The 12089-nt window shown below is 69.8% G+C and carries 11 protein-coding genes, 1 tRNA gene and 3 pseudogenes; 3 read left to right on the top strand and 12 right to left on the bottom strand.

Annotated features, from left to right (window positions below):
• Positions 1-56: 56 nt before the first annotated feature.
• From tatA to QE377_RS16470, 8 genes and pseudogenes are all read right to left on the bottom strand, one after another.
• Positions 57-311 (bottom strand): twin-arginine translocase TatA/TatE family subunit, encoded by a 255-nt coding sequence (tatA, locus tag QE377_RS16505; RefSeq protein WP_307325448.1) that lies wholly within the window; start codon positions 309-311, stop codon positions 57-59.
• Positions 312-374: 63 nt separating this feature from the next.
• Positions 375-992 carry a WYL domain-containing protein gene (locus QE377_RS16500; RefSeq protein WP_307325445.1) on the bottom strand — a complete coding sequence of 206 codons (618 nt, stop codon included), beginning with the start codon at positions 990-992 and terminating at the stop codon, positions 375-377.
• 15 nt (positions 993-1007) lie between these two features.
• Positions 1008-1055, bottom strand: a pseudogene (locus QE377_RS16495) (hypothetical protein); the annotation flags it as partial.
• Positions 1056-1182: 127 nt separating this feature from the next.
• Positions 1183-1299: pseudogene (locus QE377_RS16490) on the bottom strand (FeoC-like transcriptional regulator); the annotation flags it as partial.
• 44 nt (positions 1300-1343) lie between these two features.
• The gene (locus tag QE377_RS16485; protein ID WP_307326071.1) at positions 1344-2333 is read right to left on the bottom strand and encodes a YafY family protein; all 990 of its coding nucleotides are present in this window, start codon (positions 2331-2333) and stop codon (positions 1344-1346) included.
• A 55-nt stretch (positions 2334-2388) separates the two neighbouring features.
• A complete protein-coding gene (locus QE377_RS16480; RefSeq protein WP_307325442.1) occupies positions 2389-3300 on the bottom strand; it encodes a hypothetical protein in 912 nt (303 codons plus the stop codon).
• A gap of 4 nt (positions 3301-3304) precedes the next feature.
• The gene (locus QE377_RS16475; RefSeq protein ID WP_307325440.1) at positions 3305-4321 is read right to left on the bottom strand and encodes a tRNA (adenine-N1)-methyltransferase; all 1017 of its coding nucleotides are present in this window, start codon (positions 4319-4321) and stop codon (positions 3305-3307) included.
• Positions 4318-5004, bottom strand: coding sequence for an HAD family phosphatase (locus QE377_RS16470; protein WP_307325437.1), 687 nt, complete (start codon positions 5002-5004; stop codon positions 4318-4320). Before QE377_RS16470 ends, QE377_RS16475 begins: the two co-directional genes overlap by 4 nt.
• A 110-nt stretch (positions 5005-5114) precedes the next feature.
• Here QE377_RS16470 and QE377_RS16465 point away from each other — a divergent pair, with 110 nt between their 5' ends.
• Positions 5115-5978, top strand: coding sequence for a PAC2 family protein (locus QE377_RS16465; RefSeq protein ID WP_307325434.1), 864 nt, complete (start codon positions 5115-5117; stop codon positions 5976-5978).
• Positions 5979-5989: 11 nt separating this feature from the next.
• Here the strand turns inward: QE377_RS16465 and QE377_RS16460 are convergent, their stop codons facing one another.
• The gene (locus tag QE377_RS16460) at positions 5990-6826 is read right to left on the bottom strand and encodes an undecaprenyl-diphosphate phosphatase (protein WP_307325432.1); all 837 of its coding nucleotides are present in this window, start codon (positions 6824-6826) and stop codon (positions 5990-5992) included.
• A 30-nt stretch (positions 6827-6856) separates the two neighbouring features.
• Entirely contained in the window at positions 6857-8170 is a 1314-nt protein-coding gene (locus QE377_RS16455; protein ID WP_307325429.1) for a M20/M25/M40 family metallo-hydrolase, read from the bottom strand.
• A 126-nt stretch (positions 8171-8296) separates the two neighbouring features.
• On the opposite strand from QE377_RS16455, the gene QE377_RS16450 reads away from it, so the two are divergent.
• A tRNA-Leu gene (locus tag QE377_RS16450) sits at positions 8297-8381 on the top strand.
• Between the two features lie 80 nt (positions 8382-8461).
• Here the strand turns inward: QE377_RS16450 and QE377_RS16445 are convergent.
• Positions 8462-10328, bottom strand: a pseudogene (locus QE377_RS16445) (DEAD/DEAH box helicase).
• Positions 10329-10435: 107 nt separating this feature from the next.
• Here QE377_RS16445 and QE377_RS16440 point away from each other — a divergent pair.
• Positions 10436-11287: an SGNH/GDSL hydrolase family protein gene (locus QE377_RS16440; RefSeq protein WP_307325427.1), complete on the top strand. Its 852-nt coding sequence runs from the start codon at positions 10436-10438 to the stop codon at positions 11285-11287.
• On the opposite strand, the gene QE377_RS16435 is transcribed toward QE377_RS16440, so the two are convergent.
• The gene (locus QE377_RS16435; protein WP_307325424.1) at positions 11263-12081 is read right to left on the bottom strand and encodes an RNA methyltransferase; all 819 of its coding nucleotides are present in this window, start codon (positions 12079-12081) and stop codon (positions 11263-11265) included. The two genes, QE377_RS16440 and QE377_RS16435, sit on opposite strands and share 25 nt — an antisense overlap.
• Positions 12082-12089: the final 8 nt, after the last annotated feature.

Raw genomic sequence — 12089 nt, 5'->3', positions numbered from 1 at the left:
TCGCGGCGCGGTTCTTCAGCTCCCGTGATGGGCGAGGCCGGGGCCGTCACGACGGGTCAGGCGCGAGTATCGGGCGAAGTCCCCGTGTCGGGGGCCTTCGGAGCGGACTCTGCCGGCGTCGGAGCCGGCGCGGCGGTCGTCGCGGTCGTCGACGCTGCGGCGTCGTCTTCCTTCATAGCCTTCATCTCGCCGCGGAACACCCGGGCGGACTGTCCCACGCTCTTGGCCAGAGCCGGCAGCTTGGCAGCGCCGAAGAGGAGCAGAATCACCGCGAGGATGACCAGCAGGTGCGGCCAACCGAAAGCGCCCATGGAGATCTCCAAAAGTTCGAGGTCTCCCCAGTGTAACCCGCGCATCTGCGACCGGGTCGGGGGTCAGTCGGAGTGTTCGTACTGCGCCAGGCCTGCGTGCGCCCAGGATGCGGCGGCTCGTCGGGCGGCCTCCGGCGCCAGGATCTCGACATCGCCCGCGCGGCGGGCCGCGAGCCGCCGCAGCACACCCTCGTCCGCCAGGCGGACGGTGGCGGTCGCCATGCCGCCTGAGATCTCGATCTCGGCGTGTGACAGGAACTCCCCCAGGAGGGGCGCGACCGCCTCGGGAAACCGCAGACGCGCGACGATGTCGCCCTGCAGCGTGTCGAACAGTGCCGGCAGAGGATCTGCCCCGTGGGTCACCGGGATGCCGGTCACCTCGACGTCGGAGACGCGGTCGAGGTGGAACGTGCGCGTCGCCTGGCGCAGATGGCACCAGCCCTGCAGATACCACTGTCCGTCGGCGATGTGGACCTTCACCGGGTCGACCGTGCGAGTCGTCGCAGCCGCATCCGGGGTCTTGTACGCGAACGAGACGGCGCGCCCGCGACGCAGCGCCTCGTCGACGCGCTCGCGCACCTGGTCGACGGGAGCAGGGGCGACGATGACGTCGGCCGGTGCCGCCGCCGCGCCGCGTGCGAGCTTCGCGAGAAGCCCTTCGAGAAGGGCGGAATCGCTCACCCCGGGCAGCGAGCCCGTGAGCTGCAGCCCGGCGAGCAGCGCCGCGGCCTCTCGTGCCGTCAGGCGAGGCGTGCGCTCGAGGCCGACCGTGTGGGTCAGGGCGACACGGGTCCTGCGAGTCGAGGAGGTCCCAGTCGATGTCGAACAGATCCCCGGGCAGCGACCAGAAGCCGCCCTCTCCCGGACGGCCGATGACCGTCAGCTTCTCGACCATTCCCCGCATCTGCGCGGGACTCACCTCGAAGTCCCGCGCCGCCTCTTCCAGCGATACGTCGCCGCGCTCGAGAAGGTAGGGCACCAGCTGCATGATCAACGCAGCGCGCTCGGTGGCCACCAGCGGACGCGAGGCACTCATGAGCGTTCTCCATGCAGCGCGATCACCGCGCGCAGCCGCTCGACCACGAGCTCCCGGAGCTGGGGCGGGTCCACGACACGCGCTTCCGGACCGTAGGAGGCGAGCTCGTCCGCGAGGATGTGCGCATCGACGTACGGCACCAGGATGCCTTGCGCGGCGGAGCGGCCTCGGCGTGAGAGACGAAGAGCCGCCTCGGTCCCGGGATGCACTTCGACGAGGGCCTCCTGTCGTGCCGCAAGCTCCTGGAGTTCGCGCAGGGCGCGCTCGCCGGCGCCCGCACGCAAGGAGGGATCGAAGCCCTCCTTGGTGATCTGAACGGCGTCGGTGATGCGGGACAGCAGGAACGTGCGCTCCGCGCCGAGCGTGACATCCGTGCCGTAGACGTGCCAGCGTGCTTCGTACTCGACGAGGGCGAGCGGTCGCACACGGCGGCGCCGAGCCGTCGACTCCCCCGGACGCACATAAGTGAACGAGACGACACGAGCCTGCTCGATGGCGCGCTGGAGCGGAGCGAACGCCGTGTCGCGCACGCTGATGCGCGGTGCATAGCCGACGATCTCCGCGTCGACCTCATTGCCCAGCGCACGGATCTTCCGCAGTCCGCTCCGCGCCGGCAGCGACATGCTGTTCTCGCTCCAGACCGTGCCCGCAAGGTTCAGCAGGGCGATCTCCGCCGGTGTGAACGTGATGTCTTCGGGCAGCGCGTACTCCGCCGTCGGCACACGATAGCGGGCCTCGCGGAGGTCGTCGGGATCGGCGTGATCGCCGATCGTCTCGATCGGGACGCCCAGCGCGCGCAGGTTCTCCTTGTCACGCTCGAACATCTTCTCCAGAGCGGTCTTCGACGCGCCGGATTCCGCCTGTTCCCTGTAGCCCGACACCGAGCGGAGGATGGTGTCCTTGGTGAGCCCCTGCTCCGTGGCCATGAGAGCGACGGCGAGGTTCACCAGGCGCTCCTCGGGCGCGACGGAACTCGTCTCGTTCATGGGCACCCCCATATCCTAGGCGCGCCACTGCCCGTCGGCGCGGTGCGGGCGGGGCTCAGCCCAGCGCGCCGAGGATGTCGATCACGTAGATCGAGGCGGCGGAGGAGGCGTCGGCGGGCGGCTCGACGACCAGCACCTGCGATCCGATCGGAAGGCCGGCGATCGTCTGCGAGACGACGGAGTCGCCGCCGAGCGTGACCGCGTCCGGCTTGTCGTCCCACGTGGTCTTCGTCACGCGCTTGCTCTTCCAGTCGACCTGCAGCACGTTCACGACGACGGTGGACCCGTCGGCGGGCACATCGTGGTCGCCCTTCTTCAGGACCTCCACCGTACGCTCGGTCGGCGCGGAACCGTCGGGGACCACGACCCCGGGGTGGCCGTCGTCGGTGAGCACGACGGAGGGCATGCCGTGCGCGTCGTTGTACTGCGGCGCGCCGTCGGCCGCCGAGAGCATGACGGAGCGCAGATCCAGGACAGCGACGAGCGGGGTGCCCTCGGCGAGCCGCAGCTGCTCGAGGAATCCGGGCTCGACCTGGTCGCCGGCGAGACCCACGACGATCCGCGAGCCGCCGGTCGCGCACTCCAGCGCGCTCTTGATCCCCGGCATCGCCTGCGTGAGACCCGTCAGCGGCAGGTAGAGCGGCTGCCCATATCCCTCCGCGGCCAGGACCTCGCCATTCGTCGCGTCGGCGAGGGTGAAGCCCACGTCCACCACCTGGTTGTCGGAGACGATGGCGCTGCCATCCCCGGTCACGAGATCGTCGTACTGCACGCCGTCGATCTTGACCGGCGAGGAGACCTGCACCGTGGGCGCGACGTTGCTGTCGTCCCCGGAGACGGTGACGAGCGAGCCGATCCCGCCGAGCGAGTCCGGGCGGTCACAGCCCGATGCTGTCGACGACGAGCATCCGACGAGGGCCAGGGTCATCAGGCCGACTGCGGCGGCCGCGGCGGGAAGTCTGCGCACCGGATCAGTCTACGTGCTCGTCGGTGTCGTCCTCCGCCGCCGCCTGGCGTGCACCTGCGGCCGCACGCTGCGCCTCGCGCACGCGCTTGCGAAGGTTCTTGTCGGTGATCTGCCGCTCCCCCACCGCGCCGGGCGTCCACAGCTCCACATCCTCGTCGCTGTAGCTCGACTTGGATGCGCGCCGCTTCTGCTCGGGGAGCACGGCTCCCGGGGCGAGTCGCCGCGCCGTCAGCAGGAACCCGGTGTGGGCGACCATGCGGTGATCCGGGCGCACGGCCAGTCCCTCGACGTGCCAGCCGCGCACGAGCGTCTCGCTCGCCTCAGGGTCCGTGAAGAGCTCCGTGTGGCGGATGTACTCCGCGACCCGGCTGAGCTGCGTGGCGGTGGCGACATAGCAGATGACCACACCACCGGGCGCGAGGGCATCGGCGACCACATCGATGCACTCCCAGGGTGCCAGCATGTCCAGCACGACGCGGTCGACGGATGCCGGTTCGACCGCTTCGGGCAGGCGCTCGACGAGATCCCCGACCTCGAGGGCCCAGTTCTCGGGCACGGACCCGAGGAAGGTCTCCATATTGGCACGCGCGACCTCGGCGAAGTCCTCCCGCCGTTCGAACGACGTGAGCCGTCCCGCGGCTCCGACTCCGCGCAGGAGCCAGAGCGCGAGCGCACCCGACCCGACACCGGCTTCGACGACGACCGCCCCGGGAAAGATGTCGGCTTGCGCGACGATCTGCGCCGCATCCTTCGGGTAGACGATCGCCGCGCCGCGTGGCATCGACATGACGAAGTCGCGAAGCAGCGGGCGCAGAGCGAGGTACTCGTGACCGCCGCTGTTGGCGACGACGGAGCCGTCCGGCAGCCCCTCGAGATCGCGATGACGCAGGACGCCGTGATGCGTGTGCAGCTCGCCGCCGTCCTTCAGCGTGATCGTGTGCAGTCGGCCCTTCGGTCCGGTCAGCTGGATGCGGTCGCCGAAACGGAAAGGGCCGCGGGGAGCGGAGGCGGGAGTGGTCATCGTGCGACGTCCTCGAATTCGTGATGTGCGGTGAACAGGCGCGCGATGTCGCCGGCGCCGGTCTCGGCCAGCGTGGGCCACAGGGCGGCGGCACCGACGCCCTCGAGCGAGACCATGTGGGGAACGCCCAGGGCCACGGTTCCGGCTGCGACCGCGGAGCGCAGTCCGTTGGGCGAGTCCTCGATCGCGACGGTACGGGCCGGATCCACGCCGAGTGACGCGCAGGCCTGGAGGTACGGGTCCGGGAACGGCTTCGGACGTGTGGCCTCGTCTCCGGCGATCACGAGGTCGAAGGCGTCGAAGTCGATGAGCTCGACCACCGCATCCGCCATCCGACGCAGCGACATTGTCACGAGGGCCGTGCGCACTCCCGCCGCGCGCAGACTGGCCAGCAGCTCCCGGGCCCCGGGGCGGAAGGGCACGCCGTCCTCCCGCAGCGACTGCATGACACGCGCGGTCAGGGTGTCGATGATCTGATGTTCGGGAAGGCGGACGCCCGCGTCCTGAAGAAGACGCGCCGCGTCGTCGAGCCCGAGACCGACCATCCCCAGTGCCTGTTCATGGGTCCAGACACCGCCGTACTCAGCGACGAGAGGGCCCTCGGCCGCCATCCAGTAGGGCTCGGTGTCGACGAGTGTGCCGTCCATGTCCCACAGGACGGCGTCGGGAAGCTGGGGGTTCACCGTCCCATGCTACGAGGCACCCCGACCGCACCCGCGCCACGTCGCGCCGCTGCGCCTATCCTGGAACGATCCCCGCGGCGCTCAGCTGCCGCGGAAGAGAGGGAGTGACGGTGGAGGGACTGGGTCGGCGCGTTCTGGTCGCCGCCTTCGACGGCTGGAACGATGCGGGTGAGGCGGCATCCGCGGCGCTCGCTCTGCTGCGCGCCGAGGGCGATTACGAGCCCGTGTACTCGGTCGATCCCGAGCTGTACTTCGATTACCAGTACACCCGTCCGACGGTGACAGTCGATGCGGAGGGCAATCGCGCGCTCTCCTGGCCGGAGACGACGCTGCTGCGCCCGTCGCAGCAGACCCGCGGAACGCAGCTGTGGCTGCTGACGGGGGTCGAGCCGGCACGGGCCTGGAAGGCGTTCGCCTCCGAACTCGTCGACTTCGCGCTCGCCGAAGACATCACGGGCTTCGTCGCGCTCGGCTCGATGATGGCGGATGTGCCGCACACCCGTCCGATCTCCATCTTCGCGGGCAGCGACAGTGATGCACTGCGCACCGGCCTGGGCCTCGAGAGGAGCTCCTACGAGGGCCCCGTCGGCATTCTGAGCGTCCTTGCGCATGTCGCGGAACAGGCCGGCATCCCTGCGGCATCGCTCTGGGCCAGCGTCCCGCACTACGTCGCGGGTCACACGCCGTCTCCGAAAGCCACCCTGGCGCTGCTGGACCGCCTCGAGGACATCACCGGGGCGAAGGTGCCCCGCGGCGAGCTGTCGACGCAGGCCGCCGCGTGGGAGGCATCCATCGACGCCGCCGCGGCCGATGACGAGGAGATGACCGAGTACATCCGCGGGCTCGAGCGCACGCGCGACACCTGGGACTCCCCGGACGCATCCGGCGACGCCATCGCCCGCGAGTTCGAGCAGTATCTCCGCCGCCGCGGTGACGGACCGGGCAAGCCCGGCCGCGACGAACCGCGTCGCTGACGCGCAGTCGATCAGGCCGCGATGACCCCGGTCGCCAGCATGATCATCACGAACGCGCCCAACGCGACGCGGTAGATCACGAACGGCAGGAAGCTGCGCTTCGAGATCCAGGCCATGAAGTACTTGATGACCACGAGTGCCACGAAGAACGCGACGACGGTCGCGGCGCCCGTCTCCCACAGGTTGAAGGCGGGATCGACCTCGGGCTCGCGGAGCACCTTGAACAGCTGGTAGAAGCCGCTGCCGAACACCGCCGGGATGGCGAGCAGGAACGCGTACCGCGCCGCCGCCGCACGCTCGTAACCGAGGAAGAGACCCGCGGTGATGGTGCCTCCGGAACGCGACACCCCCGGCACGAGCGCGAGCGACTGCGCCAGACCGAACACGATGCCGTGGCCGACCGTGAGGTCCTTGAGCTTGCGGCGATGTGCGCCGACCGCATCGGCGATACCGAGGAGCACGCCGAAGAAGATGAGCATGCCCGCGACCAGCCAGAGCGAACGGAACACGCCCTCGATCTGATCCTGGAAGAAGAGCCCCAGCGCGACGATCGGCACCGACCCGATGATGATCAGCCAGCCCATCCGTGCGTCGGGATCGTTACGCGGCACGCGTCCGGTGAAGGAGCCGAACCAGTGCGAGATGATGCGGACGATGTCCTTCCAGAAGAAGATGACCACCGCCGCCTCGGTTCCGATCTGCGTGATCGCCGTGAACGCCGCGCCCGGATCCTGAGCGGAGGGCAAGAAGGCACCGAGGATCGCGAGGTGCGCGCTCGAGGAGACCGGGAGGAACTCCGTGAGACCTTGGACGAGGCCCAGGAGGAGCGCTTCGAGGAAATTCTGCATCGACGGCCTTTCGCCTTATCGGATGACGGGTCAGCAGGTGCGGAGGAAGTCGGTCAGCACGCGCTGCCCGAACACGAGCGAATCGATGGGGACGCGCTCGTCGACACCGTGGAACATACCGGTGAAATCCATGCCCGGTGGAAGGCGCAACGGCGCGAAGCCGTAGCCGGTGATCCCCAGACGTGACAGAGCCTTGTTGTCGGTGCCCGCACCGAGCAGGTACGGGATGACGGGTGCCTCGGGATCGTGGCGCGCGAGGGCACCGACCATGCGGTCGACGAGGTCGCCCTCGAACGTCGTCTCCAGGCCCACGTCGCGCACGACCGTCTCGATCTCGATGCCCTCGCCTACGATGCGCCGGATGTCGGCAAGAGCCGCGTCCTCGGTCCCCGGCAGCACACGGACATCGATCAGCGCCTCGGCACGATCGGGGATCACGTTGTGCTTGTAGCCGGCAGCGAGTCCCGTCGCATTCGCCGTCGTGCGCAGGCTCGCCCGGAGGAACGCGGATGCGGGTCCGGCCGCGTCCGCCAACGCGTCGGGGTCGGAGGTGTCGATCCCCGTGAGACGGGACATCTCGGCGAGGAAGCGCTCGGTCGTGTCGGTGAGGCGCAGGGGCCACTCGGTGCGCCCGAGGGCCGCGACGGCTTCGGCGAGGCGGAGCACGGCGTTGTCGGGATGGAACCTGCTGCCGTGGCCGGCTGCACCGCGCGCCACCAGTCGCAACCAGAGAAGCGCCTTCTCCCCGACCTGCAGGAGGTAGGCCCGTCGGGAACCCACGTCGACGGAGAAGCCGCCCACCTCGCTGACGGCCTCGGTCGCGCCGGCGAAGATGTCGGGCCGGTGCTCGACCACCAGCGAAGAGCCCTCGACACCGCCGTTCTCCTCATCGGCGAAGAAAGCCAGCACGAGATCACGCTCCGGCTGCTCACCCGCACGCACGAGCTCCGCGACCGAGGTGAGGATCATGGCGTCCATGTTCTTCATGTCCACCGCGCCGCGCCCCCACAGCATCCCGTCACGGACGACGCCAGCGAACGGGTCGACGCTCCAGTCCTCCGCCACCGCGGGGACGACATCGAGGTGACCGTGGACGACGAGAGCCGGTCGCGTGAGGTCGCGCCCCGGCACACGGGCGAACACGTTCGTGCGGCGCGCGACCGGCTCGTAGTACTGCGCCTCGAGGCCGAGCCGCTCCAGGTAGGCGCCCACGTACTCGGCGGCCTCACGTTCGCCGACGGCACGACCACCGCCGTAGTTCGTCGTGTCGATCCGGATGAGGTCGCGCGCGATCCGCGCGACCTCGGGCAGATCGGGCGCGCCCCCGGCAGTCGCGTCCGTCATGGGGTTCAGGCTACCGGCTCCGTGTGTCCGTCCCGTGACGCGCGACACACGCGGGGCGTGCCGGATTAACGACCGGACACGGGACGTGGTAACGTTGCTCCTCGTTGCGAAAGCGACGAAAACACTGCGCGGGTGGCGGAATAGGTAGACGCGCTAGCTTGAGGTGCTAGTGCCCGTATAGGGCGTGGGGGTTCAAGTCCCCCCTCGCGCACAGTGACGGAAGAGGGTCCCGGAAGGGGCCCTCTTCTTCGTTGTCCGAGCGGCGTCCTGCACTCCGCAGCCGACGACCTGTCAGCTGTGGACGCGCTTGCGCAGCAGCTCGATCCGGGCCTGCAGTTGAGCCACGGTTGCGTGCGACACCGCCGGACCGCCGCACAGTCGACGCAGTTCGGTGTGCACCGCGCCGTGCGGCTCGCCGCTCTGTCGCGCGTACAGCCCTACGAGGCTGTTCAGCAGCTGGCGCTGCTCCTTGAGCGTGCGGTGAAGGGGCGCGGGGATGTCGCTCGGCGGCTCCTGCTCCCCCGCCGCCTCGCGCGCTTCCCTCGCGGAGCGATGGCGTCCCTGACGGGCCTGGCGCTGCATCAGGAGTTCGTGCACGTGCTCCGGTTCGAGCAGCCCCGGGATGCCCAGGAACTCTTCCTCCTCCGGAGTACCGGGCACGGCGAGCTGACCGAACTCCTTGCCGTCGAACAGCACACGGTCGAAGTGGGCGTTCGCTCCGAGTGCCTGGTAGGCGAACTCCTCGGTCAGCGCGTCGGATGCGGAGTCCTCGCGCTCCGCAGCGTTCATCATGTCCTCTTCGGCGTCCCACATGTCCTCCGCGTCGCTTTCGCGGTCGAGCGCGTGGTCGCGCTGGCGCTCCATCTCGTTGGCGAGCGTCAGGAGCTGCGGGACGTTGGGAAGGAACACGCTCGCGGTCTCACCGCGGCGCCGAGCACGCACGAAGCGCCCGATCGCTTGCGCGAAGAAGAGCGGGGTGGACGCGGAGGTCGCATAGACGCCGACGGCGAGGCGCGGAACGTCCACCCCCTCGGACACCATTCGCACGGCCACCATCCAGCGCGAATCGGAGGCGGAGAACGTCTCGATGCGCGACGACGCCTCGGCCTCGTCGGAGAGGACGACGGTGACGGGTTCGCCGGATATCTGCTGCAGGATGTCGGCGTACGCGCGTGCCGCGGTCTGGTCGGTCGCGATGACGAGGCCACCCGCGTCGGGGACCTGCTCCCGCACCTCGGAGAGGCGCCGATCGGCCGAGCGCAGGACGGCGGAGATCCACTCCCCCTCCGGGGCGAGCGCCGTGCGCCACGCCTGAGACGTGATGTCCTTCGTGTTGTCCTGGCCGAGCTGCGCCTCCATCTCGTCGCCCGTCTTGGTGCGCCAGCGCATGTGCCCGGCATAGACCATGAACAGCACGGGCCGCACGACGCCCGTCCTCCAACGCGCGACGGTAGCCGTACGCGTAGTCGGTCCGCGAGATGCGGTTGCCCTTGGCGTCGGGGTGATATTCGACGAACGGGATGGGGGCGGTATCGGAGCGGAAGGGCGTGCCGGACAGCAGGAGCCGACGGGTCGCGCGACCGTACGCCTCGCGCAGCGCATCGCCCCAGCTGAGCGCGTCGCCGCCGTGGTGCACCTCGTCGAGGATGACGAGACTGCGCTTCTCGATGGTCAGGTACTGGTGGACGGACGCCTTGACCGCCACCTGCGCGTACGTCACCGCGACCCCGTGGTACTGCCGAGCCGGAACGGTGTGGCGGTTGCTGAAATGGGGGTCGAGGCGGATGCCCACCCGCGCCGCCGCATCCGCCCACTGGGTCTTGAGGTGCTCCGTCGGTGCGACCACGATGATGCGGTCGACGACGCCACGACGCAGCAGCTCGCTCGCGAGGCGCAGCGCGAAGGTCGTCTTTCCGGCGCCGGGGGTGGCCGCGGCCAGGAAGTCGCGCGGACCCTTGCCGACGCCGTCGGGACCGTCCGTCGAGAAGTAATGGTCGAGGGCCTCCGCCTGCCAGGCGCGCAGCCGCTGTGCGGTTCCCCACGGCGCTCGCTGCGGATACGTCGGAGAGAGGTGCTCGGCGGCGAAACTGCCGATGTGTTCGGCTCCGTGCTCATCGATCCGGTCGGCGTCGATGGTCGTCTCCCGCTCGTCGTCCATCGCACCTCCGTTCTCGAACGCGAGAATCCACGATAGGCGAGATCGCGGACGCCCGAACCCGGGCGGCGCTCAGGGCGCGGGGCTACCCTGAGAGGTCAGGAGGAACGATGACGACCGAATCGGCTCTGCCCCACCGCACGCCCTACGTTGCCAACGATCAGGGGCATCCGTGGCGGCGTTTCGTCGCCATCGGCGACTCCTTCACCGAGGGACTCGGCGATCCGTCGCCCGACTCACCGGGCGGCAACCGGGGGTGGGCGGACCGCGTCGCCGAGGTGCTGGGCGCCGGCGTCGACGACTTCGCGTACGCGAATCTCGCGGTGCGCGGCCGCCTGATCGGCCAGATCGTCGCCGAGCAGATCGAACCGGCCCTCGCCCTCTCCCCCGACCTGATCAGCTTCTGCGCAGGCGGCAACGACGTCATCCGCCCCGGCACCGATCCGGACGAGATCTCGCAGCAGTTCGAGGATGCGGTCATCCGGCTCTCATCGACCGGCGCCACCGTCGTCGTGTTCACGGGCATCGACACGAACTTCTCCCCGGTGTTCCGAGGCTTCCGTGGGAAGGTCGCGATCTACAACGAGAACCTGCGCGCGATCGCCGACCGGTACGACTGCATCGTCGCGGACCAGTGGGGTCTCAAGGAGATCCAGGACACTCGCTTCTTCGCGGACGACCGCCTGCACCTGAACACCCTCGGGCATCACGAGGTCGCACGGATGGTGCTGCGCGCCCTCAACGTCCCCAACGACCTGACCCCCATGCAGCCTGCGCCGATCGCGGTGCGGAACTGGCGTGCGGCCCGCGCCGACGATCTCGTCTGGGCACGGACCTACCTCGTCCCGTGGGTGCTCCGGCGCCTACGGCACCAGTCGTCGGGCGACCATGTGACCGCGAAGCGCCCGGAGCCGTCGCGCGTGGCGCGCATCGACGATCAGGACCCCGCCGCGGGCGGATGAGCGAGCGCCCAGAGCGCCACGGCGCCCGCCGAGGCCACATTCAGCGAGTCGACGCCGCCCGACATCGGGATCGTCACGACCGTGTCGGCGGCGCGTAGCGCGCCGCGACTCAGGCCATCGCCCTCCGCGCCGAGCAGCAGCGCCACCCGATCGGGTCTCGAGGCCGCGAACGACTCGAGCGCGACGGCGTCGTCCGCGAGCGCGAGAGCCGCCAGGTGGAAGCCCGCCTCGTCGAAGAGGTTGCGGGCTTCGGGCCACGCGGGAAGGCGGGTCCACGGCACCTGGAAGACGGTCCCCATGCTGACGCGCACACTGCGCCGGTAGAGCGGGTCGGCGCATCGCTCGGTCACGAGCACCGCATCCGCACCCATCCCCGCAGCCGCGCGCAGTGCAGCGCCGACGTTCGTGTGGTCGACGATGTCCTCGAGGACGAGCACCGTGCGGGCGTCCCGCAGGAGGTCGGCCACCTCCGGCAGCTTCGGTCGGTGCATCGCCGCGAGCGCGCCGCGGTGCACGCTGTAGCCCGTCACCGACTCGGCGACCTCGGCTGGGACCACGTACACCGGCGTCTCCGAGTGCGCCAGGAGCGCCGACACCTCCTCGACCCACTTCTGCTGCACGAGCACGGACCGGGGCCGATGACCCGCCGCGAGCGCACGCGCGATCACCTTCGCGGATTCCGCGATGTACAGCCCCTCCTCCGGTTCCGACACCCGCCGCAGTGCGACGTCGGTGAGGTTCCGGTAGTCGTGCAGGCGCGGGTCGTCGGGGTCGGTGATCTCTTCCAGGTGCATACGTCCTC

The organism is Microbacterium sp. SORGH_AS_0862, assembly GCF_030818795.1.
Classification (GTDB): domain Bacteria; phylum Actinomycetota; class Actinomycetes; order Actinomycetales; family Microbacteriaceae; genus Microbacterium.
Note: the sequence above shows the minus strand (reverse complement) of the source record. Positions and strands in the feature narration are given on the sequence as shown.